Genomic DNA, 12642 nt, shown 5'->3' with positions numbered 1-12642 from the left:
TCTATGGTTATGAACCAGCTTCTTTTACATGATCAAATTAAAGATAGAGTTATTAAGTATCTTGAATAACTTACACACTTAATTTGACAAAGCCTAATAAACTCACATCTTTCCCACCATCCACCCCCAAACAAAAAAACAACCTGAACTTACATAAGTTCAGGTTGCTCATAATCGGAAAGCAGCTTATGGTTAAGCTGCTTTTTTCATTTTTGTTAAAACTTTGAGTCCATATGCAAAGATACCGTATCCTACTAATGAACTTGGTAACCAAGTTTTAGTTAATGTGCTATCATTTTTTCTACTGAATAATGCATATGGCACGAACGTTGAAATTAAGTAAAGTACTAGAACCTTTTGATAACGTTTGTTCATCTTAAACACCTCACTTTGTTACTTTCATTATAATACTTTTTTATGCATGAATGAGGTGAGTTTTTTACAAATTTAGAACATTCGTTATTCGAATTTCGCAAATGCTGATGCTGGTATGCGTGAAGCTCTATCATTATTCATTTCACCTTTACCAATTGAGATAAGCATTGCTGGTACTAAGTTATCTTCAATATTAAATGAATCAATTACTGCTTGTTTGTCAAAGCCTATCATTGGGCAAGTTGCGAGTCCTGCGTCTTCACTGACTAACATTAAACTCATCGCAAATAATGAAGCGCCACGTATTGCTTCGTCTCTTCTGTTTGTATCACTTTCAAAGAATTGGTGGACACTTTGTATTAATCCTGATTTCTTATCAGCTGGTATATGTTTATGGTCTATCCAGTCATCTGCGATATCACCAATTGTTTCATGAGCATTTAAGTCACCTAAAATGATAAATGTCGCGCTAGATTCTTTTATTTTAATTTGTTTATTAGCTGCGTTATATAATTTTTCTTTTGCTTCGTCTGTATCAACAACAATTACTTTCCATTGTTGTAAGTTCCAAGCTGAAGGTGATAATGCAGCTTGATCTAATAAATTATAAATTGTTTCTCTATCTAAATCGTATGGCTCATAAGATTTAACAGAGCGTCTTCTTTCTAATGCTTTTGCTAATTCCATGTTTTTCCACTCCTTATATGTCGATATTTTTATGTTCATATAAAATAGTTTTAAAAACAACTTTTCTGCTTATTTACAAAAATCAGTCATTTTAATACTGGTTACAAACGGTTATTTGTTACAATATAAGTAATAAGGGAATAAAGTTGTATGATTTTAGTTATGTGATAAAAGGAGAGGTGCACATGATAGATATTCATAATCATTTATTATATGGATTAGATGATGGTCCATTAGATGAGGAAAGTATGCTTGAACTTGCAAGGGAAGCTGAGAAAATTGGTATAACAGATATAGTTGCAACACCTCATTATATAAAACATCGATTTAGAAATAATGCCGATATCGTAAAAAGTAGAACTGAAGAAGTACAATCTCTATTAAATGATCATCATATTGATATTAAAGTTTATCCTAGCCAAGAAATTCATATGTTTGGTGAGGAACTTGAAGGTTTAGAGTCAGGTGAATTGTTACCTATTACTGAAGGGTCAAGATATGTGTTAATTGAGTTTCCATTTTTCTCGATACCAGAATTTGCTGAACAAACATTTGAAAAGTTATTTAATGCCGGATACCGTCCAATATTAGCTCATCCAGAACGTATCATTCCTATTCAAGATGATTCACAAATTTTATTTGATTTAATTGATAGAGGCGCATTATGTCAAGTTACAGCAGGCTCTTTAGTGAATAAATATGGCGAAGATGCTAAAAGAGTAGCTGATTATTTATTAGAACAAGATGCGATTCATATTCTTGGAAGTGATGCCCATAATACATCCAATAGAAACTTTCATATTAAAGAAGCATATGAATTTTTAGAACGTACGAAAGGTATTGAGACTGTCACACGATTTAAAGAAAACGCTCGAAAAATATTAAAGAATGAAGAAATATGAAGTATTTAAAAAGCGAGAAAAGCATGAGTTACCAGTTGATATCTCATACATTTCTCGCTTTTTTATTATTACTAAGTTGTTTGTAAAGGTTCAGTTGTTTCATGCTTGTTGACGACAAACATTAAAATACTTGCTACAAGCACCATGATAAATGCGAAATAAGGTGTGCTGGATAATGTTAAATGATTTAATATAAATCCACCGATAACAGATCCAAGTGTAATACCTATGTTAAATGCAGATATATTTAAACTTGAAGCGAAATTGACAGTTTCTTTACTATTACGTTCAGCAAAAAGTACTACAATGAGTTGTAACCCGGGAACATTCATAAAAGCGAATAGTCCCATTAATAAAATACTGATTAAACCAACGACATGAAAATGTATCGTAAATCCAACAAGCAATAACGTTAATGCTTGTAATAGAAAAATAATCGTTAATGATTTCGTTGGCGCATGGTTCGTTAATTTTCCACCTAATGTATTACCAATCGCAACCATCACACCATACAATATTAAAATAATGACAATACTATTTGAGTCATAACCTAATATATTCGTTAAAATTTCAGTCATATAAGTGTAAACAACAAATGTACCACCATAGCCAAGAGCTGTAATTAAATAAATAGACATAAGCGGTTTGTTTTTAAAGACAGCAAGTTGTTTAATAATAGGTGCTTGCTCATATTCTGTTAAATTTTTTGGAACGAATGATATATTTGCGATTAAACTAATAAGTCCTATTAAAGCAATCGTGTAGAATGACATTTCGTAACCGAAGTTTTGACCGACCCAAGTTCCAAATGGGACACCTGTAATCGTTGCAACTGTTAAACCTGTAAACATCATGGCGATGGCACTTGAACGTTTATGCGCAGGGACTAAGTCAGCTGCAATGGTTGTTGCAATAGACATGAATACACCATGTGAGAAAGCGCTAAGCACTCTCATAGCGAGTAATAAACTGAATGATGTTGCAAGTCCTGCAAATACATTAGCAATAATAAACACAACCATAATGACTATCAAAACAGTCTTTCTTTTCATATTGTTTGTTAAAGGCGTTAAGATAGGTGCGCCAACTGTAACACCAATAGCATATAAAGATACAGTAAGTCCTGCTAATGGGATTGTCACATCAAAGGCATCTTTAATTAATGGGAGTAATCCTACGCTAATAAATTCCGTAGAACCAATAGCAAAAGCTGAGATAGCAAGTGATATAAGTGCGAGTTGATTCGAAAATTTGTTTTTCAATTTTTAAATTCCTTCCTTTGTTATAAGATATGTGATATTTTAAAACGTAATAAGACAAATAGAAAGTACGCACTTTAAAGTCATATAGGTACTAAAAAGTGCCTTAGGGAGGAATCATGATGGAAGTTACGGAATATAATATTGGTGTAGAAGCAACAATAGATGTCATTGGCGGTAAATGGAAGCCAGTGATACTGTGTCATTTAAAGCATGGGACAATGCGAACATCTGAACTTAAAAAAGCTATTCCGCATATTACACAAAAAATGTTAACGCAACAATTAAGAGAATTAGAAAAAGATGGCATTATTAATCGAATTGTATATCAACAAGTACCACCAAAAGTTGAATACGAGATATCAGAATATGGTAGTACATTAAATGAATTACTAGAGCACTTATGTAAATGGGGAGAATTCCATATTAAAAAACGTAAAGAAGACGGTGAGCAAATAGAGCTTGATTCCGTAGAATTTATAGATGGAATTTAAGTATGAAGTGTAAACAAGCAGGGACAATATTGTCCCTGCTTGTTTTGTATCTTATTCAAACATACCTTTTCTAATCATTTGATAATCTGAAAGCATATGTTGTCCTTTTGCAAATACGTCTTTTATTTGTTTCTTTTTCGGATCAACTATTAATATATCTGCATCATAGTGTTCTTCGATATGACCTTTATGATGTAGTGTTAATACGTTTGCGACATTAGAAGTAAATAAAGCAATTACTTCTTCCCAGTTCGAGTCTTGTACCAATAAATTAAATAATTGGTCTGTTAGCGTGCTGCATTTTGCAACGTCATAACCCACAAGTTGATTGTGTTTATCGAATTTAGGTAAACTGCCATGTCCATCTGAAGAAACGGTTAATTTTGAGATGTCTCCTCCATGTTCTCGGTAATAATTGATGTATTCTACTGTATTTGTACTTGCTGTTAAGTCAACATACACACCTTTATGACTTAATGAAATACCTTCTTCTAACAAATCTATCCCTTTATCAAAATGTGTCAAATAAAGTTTGTTCGGTTTAACATCATAATGATCGATTAGGTCATGAATTTGTTTCAGTTTATGTTTACCTGTACCTATATGAAAATGTGTGACACCAGCTTTTCCACTTAGCATTCCGCCTACTGTTGTATCAGCTACAATTCTTGCGAGTTCTTCAGTTGTTGGAATAGATGATCTGAAATCATTTATGGCTATTTCACCAGTGCCAATCACTTTATCTATTAAAAACAAATCTTCTTTGATGGAGTTTGTAATTGTAGTAACGGGTAAGTGATAATTACCTGTGTACATATATGTAGAGACACCTTCAGCTTCTAATGCTTGAGCCTTTGCATATAAACTCGTTAGCGTTCTAGAAATACCATCTGTACCTATTAAGCCAACTACGCTTGTAATACCATTTGATATTAAATTTGTTAATTGAACTTCTGGCGTTCGTGTCACATAACTCGCTTCACCGCCACCTCCTAGCAAATGAATATGTGGGTCTATAATCCCCGGCATAACTGTATAGCCTGTGGCATCGATGATCTTTAAGTTTGGATCCAGTTGCTTTATTAATTCAATATCTATATCTCCGATTTTAATAATAGATCGCCCTTGAATAAGTATCGATTGCTGACCCTTATAGTTCGGTGAATATACATCACCATTTTTAATAATTGTAAACATCAGCATCCTCCTTTAAAGCTTTCTTTATATATATTTTAGTGTAAGTATGTCGTGAAATCAAAATGTAGCAAATCAAATTAATATATGTCGATATTCTATATGTAATATAAATGTAATATAAAATTACACTTTTTATAATGACTTTATACTTCAAGTTATATATAATTAAATTGTACTTATTCTAAAAATATATAGGGGTGGATTAAATGTATCGATCGAAAAAAATTTTATCAGTAGGTTTTACTTCAGTTATGGCTTTGACTTTAGGATTATCAAATGTGGCTAGTGCGAAAGAAAGTAGTCCTTTAGATCAAAAGGAATTAAAATCAATTCCTAAACAAGAAATAAACACAAAAGCTGAAGCGCAAGAGATTTTGAGTCAGTTACCAGGCAATCCAAATATTAAGAAAAGTTACAAACAATTTGAAGTAGCAAATGAATTTAAAGATAACTTAGGATATACGCATTATACTTTAAAACCTAAAGTAGATAACTACGTTGTCGAAGATAAAGAAGTCAAGATACATACCAATGATAATCAAGAATTAGAACTCGTCAATGGGGATGTCAATACAGAAAAAGTTACATATACAAATAAACAAAGCTTATCTAAAGATGAAGCGGTTAATAAAGCTTTTGAAAGTATCGGCGTAAGTCAAAATGAAGTGAAAAATATTAAAGGACAAAAAGTCGTTAATAAAGATGAATTAGTGATCAATGCAGAAAAGAAAAAATTAGTCTATAATGTTGAAATTATTTATTTAGATCCTAAACCAGCACGTTGGGAAATTAAAATTGATGCTGAGACTGGTGAAGTTGTAAGTAAGAAAAATAAAATTGAACATATTGCTGGAAGTGGTGTAGGTGTTAATGGGGATACTAAGAAGCCACTCAATTTAACAAAAATAAGCAATGGTTATGGTTTACAAGATGAAACACATTCTGGAACAATCCATACTTATGATGCAAAGAATGGTACGTCTAGCTTTTCACTCATGACAGATACGGATACAAACTTTAATAGTAAAAATCAAGCTGCAGGAGTGGATGCGCATTTTAATGCTGCTAAAACATATGACTACTATTTAAACACACACAATAGAGATAGTTATGATGGAAACGGTGCAGAAATTAATTCTATTGTTCATTTTGATAGAAATTATAATAATGCCTTTTGGAATGGCCAATATATGGTGTATGGAGATGGTGATGGCAAAACATTTACATCATTATCAGCTGCAGATGATGTTGTTGCACATGAATTAACACATGCTGTGACAGAACATAGTGCAAACCTCGTATATGAGAATCAACCAGGTGCTTTAAATGAATCAATGTCAGATGTGTTTGGTTACTTCGTTGACCCAGAAGATTGGTTAATGGGAGAAGATGCATACACACCAGGTAAACCAGGTGATGGATTAAGAAGTCTTTCTAATCCAGAACAATATAATCAACCTGCACATATGAATAATTATCAGAACTTGCCAAATACTGAACAAGGTGACTATGGTGGCGTGCATATTAATAGTGGTATACCGAATAAAGCAGCTTATTTAACAATTACTAAAATTGGAAAAGAAAAATCAGAAGACATCTATTATAGAGCCTTAACACAATACTTAAGTTCAAACTCTTCATTCTTAGATGCTAAATTTGCATTAAAACAAGCAGCATCTGATTTATATGGTGCAAATTCAACAGAAGTACAACAAGTGGTCAATGCTTGGAATTCTGTAGGCGTAACTGGATAAAATAATTGTATTTTCACACATTGAGACTTAAAATAAAGAGGAGGACATTAACATGCAGAATCCGAAACATATGATACATCGTAAAATGCTTATGAATCGAGGTCGTGTATATTTGACGGGACAAATATGCACAGCAACACCGATACCAGATGATATGCATAGCGTGGGTTATTCAAACATGTTAATTCGATAACTGAATACGGGGAGCGTTATATATGAAATTAGGAGAACGTGTCAAACAAAGGAGAATAGATTTAAAGCTATCTCAACAGAATTTAGCGCAAGGTATTGCGACTCAAAGTCAAATTTCAAAAATAGAAAAGAATGAATTACAACCGGGATCTCAACTACTATTTAATATTTCAAGAAGATTAAATTGTAGTATGGACTATTTATACATTGGCGATGAGTTAGATACACAATTAGAACAGAAGTTAAAAGTAATAGAAAGATTGTTAGAAGAGCGTGATTATGATGCGCTAATACCTATTATAGATGGCAATTATTTATCAAATAGTTCAACAGATGAAATTGCTGCTTCGAAGTGGGTAAGATCGATTATTACTTTTTATAAGCATGATGATGTTGAACAATCTCTACAACTAATAGAAGAAGCTTATCGTTTAATGGGTCATAATATGTATGAGAAACTACAAGTTTCTATCTGTAATACGCGCGCAATTTACTACTATAGACAGAATGAAAATGAAAAAGCAAAGTCATCACTAGAACAAGGTTTAGAAATTGCTAAACGTTATAATGTAGACGATAATTATCAAATCAAATTGTTATATACATTATCTAATATTTACTCGAATGAAAAAGCTTATGACAGATGTTTAGCTTATGCTCAATCTGCATTAGATATTACGATTAAATCGAATAGATATATGTTATATAGCGAATTAGTTTATAATATTGTGCAATCACGATTAGAGATGGGCATTCTAAATGATACAGATAAGAAACAATTAGAAATTGCACTTTTCTTAAGTGAACAGTCTAAAAAACACAACATCACAATATTAATTAGAGATTTAATGAAAACTTTATAAACAAAAATACTTTCATAACCAATTCTTTTAAATGAATAGGATATGAAAGTATTTTTTTATTTTTGAATGACTTGAAGGATGGTCTCTGTCGTTAATTCAGATTCAAGTTTAGAAGCTAATTGTTGAATGGTTTTAAAGTCATGTCTTTCTTTATAAGGATATGTATAATTGAGTGTCGTTAAGATATGTAAGACAATCGCTTCTTCTAATATGACATGTTTATTGTTCAAAATAGTCGTCGTAACCTTTTCTGGGTAGTAATCTTTAATGATTTCATATATGTATAACTTCGCAAAATAGTAGGCTATCACATCGTATAATAAATCATATTTATGACATAGAGATTCTATAAATAAATATAAATGTGTGTTATCTTCTAATTGAATTGAAGCATCTTCTTTATATGTCCCAACAAGAAAATAAATATCTGGCCTTAAATATGTTTGATATTGCTTTAGAAATTTCAGCCTTACATCAAAGATAATATGAACCAATTTCGTGTTTATTTTTAAAATTAAGGGAAGGTCTTGTTCTAATTTTAGAAGCGTTGGATGGATATTTTGACATAGTAAATGTTCATCATATCCTGCATGCTGAAACTCTGTATGATACTTTGTAAAATATGAAAGCCTCGACTGTTCATTTAAATGAAAGTTATTAAAAAAATCATTAATTGTATTACTAATAATCATAATTGAACCCCTTAACATTTGCTTTAATCTTATGATAGTTATATTACCTGATTTTGATGATTTAATCATCAAATGGTAAAATTAAAAATTAATATTTGACGAGAAACAATATGTACTGTACCCTTTTAAAGTATTCAAGATATATAAGAGGAGAAAATAATGAATCAAATTAATCATAAAGGATCATTTATAGCTTTATTACCGTTAATCGTATTTGTAACGCTGTTTATAGGTACTGGATTAATCATGAAAGATTTTAATTACTTACCTTTAAATGTAGCGATTCTGATCGCAGCAGTCTTTGCATGTGCCATGTATCCAAAGACGCCTTTAGCTAAGAAATTAGATATATTTACAAAAGGCGCAGCTCATCCTAACATTTTATTAATGGTATTTGTCTTTTTAATGGCAGGTGCATTTAGTCAAACAGCTAAAAGTATGGGGGCTGTAAGTTCAACTGTAAATTTAGGATTATCTTTAATTCCCGGACAGTTTTTATTAGCAGGTTTATTCATAGTTGGTGCATTTATTTCAGTAGCTATGGGTACATCAATGGGAACAGTTGCAGCATTAGCACCAGTAGGCGTAGGTATTTCAGAAGCGACAGATATCTCACTTGCTTTAACAACAGCAACTGTCGTAGGTGGTGCAATGTTCGGTGATAATTTATCAATGATTTCAGATACAACCATCGCAGCAGTTAGAACACAACAAACGAAAATGAGCGATAAATTTAAGATGAATTTCTTAATTGTATTACCAGGTGCTATCTTAACTGTGCTTATTCTATGGTTTGTTACAAAAGATGCAGGTATGACAGATGCCAGTCAAGGTGGCTATAGTGTCATTAAAGTCATTCCATACTTATTTGTATTAATTAGTGCGTTATGTGGAATGAACGTATTGATGGTATTAGTGCTTGGTGTCATCGTAGCAAGCTTAATAGGATTATTAGACGGCTCATTTACGCTAGCAGAAAATTTAAAAGCAATCTCAGATGGACTTATCGGCATGCAAGATATTTCTATGATCGCATTATTAATCGGCGGAATGATTGGTCTCATAGAATATCATGGCGGAATCAAATGGTTGCTCAATACCGTAACGAAACGCTTGAAATCTAAACGCGGCGCAGAATTTGGAATTGCCAGTTTAGTAAGCGTGACAAATTTAGCAACAGCTAACAACACAATTTCAATCATTACAGCAGGACCACTCGCAAAAGAAATAGCAGATGATTATCAAATTGATCGCAGAAAATCAGCAAGTATATTAGATATATTTGCAAGTACAGTACAAGGAATTATTCCATATGGCGCACAAGTATTAGCAGCAACAAGCGTCGCAGGAATATCAACAGTATCACTATTACCTTATTCATTTTATCCATATTTATTAGGCATATGCGGTATCGTGTCTATTGTAATAGGTTATCCACGTAAGAAGAAAGAAGCGGAGTAAGCTAAAATATTAATATTTTAAACAAAAACAAGCATATCACGTTACGACTGAATGGTTCAGTTAAGTGATATGCTTGTTTTTTATATTTATATTTTTATGCTTTTTCTTGTTTGAGTTCGTATCCATATGCAGTTTCGCCATGGAATACGGCATCTAAGCCTTCTAGTTCTGCTTTTTCGTCTGTTCTTAATGTTGTAAAGATGCTAATGATTTTAGCGATGATGTATGTCATGATGCCACTAAATGCGATTGTTACGACGACGGCAACGATTTGTACGACTACTGGCATGATGCCACCACCAAAGAATACACCGTCTGCTATTGTTGAGTTGACGCTAGAATTTTGGAATAGACCTGTTCCTATTGCACCAACGACGCCTCCAAATCCGTGTAAACCGAATGCATCTAATGCATCGTCATAGTTAAGTAATACTTTAAGGTGCGTGATAACATAGTAACAAACGAATCCACCTAATATTCCTAGAATCATTGCACTTCCGTAACCGACAAAACCTGCTGCTGGTGTAATCGTTACGAGTCCTGCTAACATTCCTGATAATGTTCCGATTAACGTAACTTTTTTCTTTTGAATATATTCAAAGATAGACCAACCGGCAATTCCTGCACATGATGCTAGTATTGTATTAACAAATGCGAGCATGGCAACTGAATCGAAAGTGAGTGCTGATCCTGTATTAAAGCCAAACCAACCGAACCATACGAGAATACCACCGATTAAAGTAATGACTAAATTATGTGGTGGTTTTTTATTGCTAGGTTTTCTAGAACCGAGTAGTAGGGCAAGTACGAGTCCAGAAACACCAGATGAAATATGGACTACTGTACCACCAGCAAAATCAATTGCACCAAGTTTGTGAATCCAGCCGCCACCCCATACCCAGTGTGCTACTGGGCTATAAACTAAAACGACCCATAAACTCATAAAGATTAAAAATGGTCCGAATTTCATTCTTTCAGCTACTGAACCAGTTAAAATTGAAACGGCAATGGTACAAAATGTTAATTGGAAAAGCATAAATAATGCGAATGGAATGGTTTCACTAAAATTACCATTAGGTGTGAATCCAACACCGTTTAATAATGCGTGTGAGAAATCACCTATCCATAAATTGTTACCACCAAAACTAATAGAAAATCCTATTAATACCCATGTGAATGTTACAACAACAATTGCTGAAATACTGTGCATCGAAGTATTTAAAACATTTTTAGATTGAACTAATCCTCCGTAAAATAATGCTAAACCAGGTGTCATTAACCAAACTAACAACGTACATCCGAATAATAAAAGTGTATCTGTCTGACTCATCTTCCCTCAACTCCTTATTTTTTTAAAAGTATAAAATATAAAATAAGAAAAAAGAAATATGAGTCAGGTAAATTTACACTTGGTGTGATAATACTTAACATCTGTTAAGTAATTGGATTATTGAACACCTAAATAATCGAACGTAACAGCAGCGACTGATTTAGCTGCAATAAGTAGAGAACCTTCATCAATATCAAATTTAGGATGATGATGAGGGAATGTTTCTTTATCTTTAGGACTTGCGCCTACATAGAAGAAGGTACAAGGTAATTCTTTTGCATAGTAAGCAAAATCTTCTGATGGTGGTTGTGGTTCGCAACGTTCAACACTTTTAACTTCAGGAATATTAGCCGCTTCAATTGCTTTAGCAACTTGTTTCGTTAATTCAGGATCATTATATAGAACCGGATAATCTCTCGTATATTCGAGTTCACATTGAACACCATACATAGATTCTAAACCTTTAGAAAGTCGCTTAACTTCTGATTCAATCAGTTGTAGTGTTTCTTCGTTCATACCTCTTACGTCACCTTCAAGTGTGACTTCATTTTTAATGATATTAAACTGTCCTTTACCATCAAATGAACCGATAGAAATAACGCCCATATCAAATGGATTCAATCTTCTTGAAACGATTGTTTGTACAGACATAACAAAGCTACTTGCTGCAACAATTGGGTCATTTGCTAAATGTGGTGAAGAACCATGACCACCACGTCCTGTTATTTTTAATTTAAAGATATTTCGACCTGATTGAACATTGCCTTCTCTATAATAAACGTGATCACTTTCAAGTGCGCTCATAACATGGACGCCGATGACATTATCAACGCCATCAAGAATGCCATCTTTAATTAAGTATTGTGAACCACCAGGTGGCTTTTCTTCTGCAGGTTGGTGAATGATGACAATCTTACCTTTAAGTTGATCTTTCACTTCAATTAAAGTTTCAGCAAGCACCATCATATATGCAGTATGCGCGTCATGACCACAAGCATGCATGACACCTTCATTCTTAGAACTGAAAGGTAGGCCGGTATCTTCTTTTATAGGTAAAGCATCGAAATCAGCGCGTAACGCTAACGTCTTACCTGGTTTACCAGAATCAATGGTTACTTTAATACCATAAATGCCTTCTCCTCCGATATGTGTTTGTAATGTGACATCCTTATCTTTATAAAAGTCAGCAATATACTGGGCTGTCTCTTTTTCTTCAAAAGATAACTCAGGATGCTCATGTAAGTATCTTCTGATTTCAATCATTTTATTTTCTTTCTTAGATAATCTTTCATAGAAATCATTTAACATATCATGTTCCTCCTTATATTTGTTTAATTTAATTATAATAGAAATTTTGAAAAATTGTTGTTAGAAGCGTAAATGGGTGTTGACATAACATGACAATGGGCGTAGAATGATTGAGTATTAGTTAGCAA

The 12642-nt window shown here is 32.9% G+C and carries 13 protein-coding genes; 6 read left to right on the top strand and 7 right to left on the bottom strand.

Features of this window, described 5'->3' with window-relative positions; translation table 11 throughout:
• Nucleotides 1-192: 192 nt before the first annotated feature.
• Nucleotides 193-375, bottom strand: coding sequence for a hypothetical protein (locus LQ693_RS07540; protein ID WP_025906889.1), 183 nt, complete (start codon nucleotides 373-375; stop codon nucleotides 193-195).
• Nucleotides 376-459: 84 nt separating this feature from the next.
• Nucleotides 460-1062 (bottom strand): nitroreductase family protein, encoded by a 603-nt coding sequence (locus tag LQ693_RS07535; RefSeq protein ID WP_025906888.1) that lies wholly within the window; start codon nucleotides 1060-1062, stop codon nucleotides 460-462.
• A gap of 185 nt (nucleotides 1063-1247) precedes the next feature.
• On the opposite strand from LQ693_RS07535, the gene LQ693_RS07530 reads away from it, so the two are divergent.
• On the top strand, nucleotides 1248-1964 hold the full coding sequence (locus LQ693_RS07530; RefSeq protein WP_107566094.1) for a tyrosine-protein phosphatase: 717 nt from the start codon (nucleotides 1248-1250) through the stop codon (nucleotides 1962-1964).
• A 71-nt stretch (nucleotides 1965-2035) separates the two neighbouring features.
• Here LQ693_RS07530 and LQ693_RS07525 read toward each other — a convergent pair whose 3' ends face one another.
• Nucleotides 2036-3226: an MFS transporter gene (locus LQ693_RS07525; protein WP_025906886.1), complete on the bottom strand. Its 1191-nt coding sequence runs from the start codon at nucleotides 3224-3226 to the stop codon at nucleotides 2036-2038.
• Nucleotides 3227-3345: 119 nt separating this feature from the next.
• Here LQ693_RS07525 and LQ693_RS07520 point away from each other — a divergent pair, with 119 nt between their 5' ends.
• A complete protein-coding gene (locus tag LQ693_RS07520) occupies nucleotides 3346-3717 on the top strand; it encodes a winged helix-turn-helix transcriptional regulator (RefSeq protein ID WP_025906885.1) in 372 nt (123 codons plus the stop codon).
• A gap of 51 nt (nucleotides 3718-3768) precedes the next feature.
• Here LQ693_RS07520 and iadA read toward each other — a convergent pair whose 3' ends face one another.
• Nucleotides 3769-4914 (bottom strand): beta-aspartyl-peptidase, encoded by a 1146-nt coding sequence (gene iadA / locus LQ693_RS07515; protein WP_025906884.1) that lies wholly within the window; start codon nucleotides 4912-4914, stop codon nucleotides 3769-3771.
• 206 nt (nucleotides 4915-5120) lie between these two features.
• On the opposite strand from iadA, the gene LQ693_RS07510 reads away from it, so the two are divergent.
• The 3 genes from LQ693_RS07510 to LQ693_RS07500 are packed head-to-tail and all read left to right on the top strand — an operon-like array spanning nucleotide 5121 to nucleotide 7723.
• Nucleotides 5121-6668, top strand: a complete 1548-nt coding sequence (locus tag LQ693_RS07510; RefSeq protein ID WP_103361990.1) for a M4 family metallopeptidase — start codon at nucleotides 5121-5123, stop codon at nucleotides 6666-6668.
• A gap of 52 nt (nucleotides 6669-6720) precedes the next feature.
• Nucleotides 6721-6861 (top strand): hypothetical protein, encoded by a 141-nt coding sequence (locus LQ693_RS07505; protein WP_158011175.1) that lies wholly within the window; start codon nucleotides 6721-6723, stop codon nucleotides 6859-6861.
• A gap of 22 nt (nucleotides 6862-6883) precedes the next feature.
• Complete coding sequence (locus tag LQ693_RS07500) at nucleotides 6884-7723, top strand: helix-turn-helix domain-containing protein (protein ID WP_239743644.1); 840 nt, start codon at nucleotides 6884-6886, stop codon at nucleotides 7721-7723.
• 56 nt (nucleotides 7724-7779) lie between these two features.
• Here the strand turns inward: LQ693_RS07500 and LQ693_RS07495 are convergent, their stop codons facing one another.
• Nucleotides 7780-8415: a hypothetical protein gene (locus tag LQ693_RS07495; protein WP_025906881.1), complete on the bottom strand. Its 636-nt coding sequence runs from the start codon at nucleotides 8413-8415 to the stop codon at nucleotides 7780-7782.
• A 159-nt stretch (nucleotides 8416-8574) separates the two neighbouring features.
• On the opposite strand from LQ693_RS07495, the gene LQ693_RS07490 reads away from it, so the two are divergent.
• The gene (locus LQ693_RS07490; RefSeq protein ID WP_025906880.1) at nucleotides 8575-9876 is read left to right on the top strand and encodes a Na+/H+ antiporter NhaC family protein; all 1302 of its coding nucleotides are present in this window, start codon (nucleotides 8575-8577) and stop codon (nucleotides 9874-9876) included.
• Nucleotides 9877-9970: 94 nt separating this feature from the next.
• On the opposite strand, the gene LQ693_RS07485 is transcribed toward LQ693_RS07490, so the two are convergent.
• Nucleotides 9971-11206 (bottom strand): ammonium transporter, encoded by a 1236-nt coding sequence (locus LQ693_RS07485; RefSeq protein ID WP_025906879.1) that lies wholly within the window; start codon nucleotides 11204-11206, stop codon nucleotides 9971-9973.
• Nucleotides 11207-11323: 117 nt separating this feature from the next.
• Nucleotides 11324-12514 (bottom strand): M20 family metallopeptidase, encoded by a 1191-nt coding sequence (locus LQ693_RS07480; protein ID WP_025906878.1) that lies wholly within the window; start codon nucleotides 12512-12514, stop codon nucleotides 11324-11326.
• Nucleotides 12515-12642: the final 128 nt, after the last annotated feature.

Source organism: Mammaliicoccus sp. B-M6 (genome assembly GCF_022386965.1).
Classification (GTDB): Bacteria; Bacillota; Bacilli; order Staphylococcales; family Staphylococcaceae; genus Mammaliicoccus; species Mammaliicoccus sciuri_A.
Note: the sequence above shows the minus strand (reverse complement) of the source record. Positions and strands in the feature narration are given on the sequence as shown.

Coding starts and splice junctions, on each gene's coding strand:
- iadA (WP_025906884.1), bottom strand. CDS start 4,914: ATGTTTACAATTATTAAAAATGGTGATGTATATTCACCGAACTATAAG.
- LQ693_RS07530 (WP_107566094.1), top strand. CDS start 1,248: ATGATAGATATTCATAATCATTTATTATATGGATTAGATGATGGTCCA.
- LQ693_RS07510 (WP_103361990.1), top strand. CDS start 5,121: ATGTATCGATCGAAAAAAATTTTATCAGTAGGTTTTACTTCAGTTATG.
- LQ693_RS07485 (WP_025906879.1), bottom strand. CDS start 11,206: ATGAGTCAGACAGATACACTTTTATTATTCGGATGTACGTTGTTAGTT.
- LQ693_RS07480 (WP_025906878.1), bottom strand. CDS start 12,514: ATGTTAAATGATTTCTATGAAAGATTATCTAAGAAAGAAAATAAAATG.
- LQ693_RS07495 (WP_025906881.1), bottom strand. CDS start 8,415: ATGATTATTAGTAATACAATTAATGATTTTTTTAATAACTTTCATTTA.
- LQ693_RS07520 (WP_025906885.1), top strand. CDS start 3,346: ATGGAAGTTACGGAATATAATATTGGTGTAGAAGCAACAATAGATGTC.
- LQ693_RS07505 (WP_158011175.1), top strand. CDS start 6,721: ATGCAGAATCCGAAACATATGATACATCGTAAAATGCTTATGAATCGA.
- LQ693_RS07490 (WP_025906880.1), top strand. CDS start 8,575: ATGAATCAAATTAATCATAAAGGATCATTTATAGCTTTATTACCGTTA.
- LQ693_RS07500 (WP_239743644.1), top strand. CDS start 6,884: ATGAAATTAGGAGAACGTGTCAAACAAAGGAGAATAGATTTAAAGCTA.
- LQ693_RS07540 (WP_025906889.1), bottom strand. CDS start 375: ATGAACAAACGTTATCAAAAGGTTCTAGTACTTTACTTAATTTCAACG.
- LQ693_RS07535 (WP_025906888.1), bottom strand. CDS start 1,062: ATGGAATTAGCAAAAGCATTAGAAAGAAGACGCTCTGTTAAATCTTAT.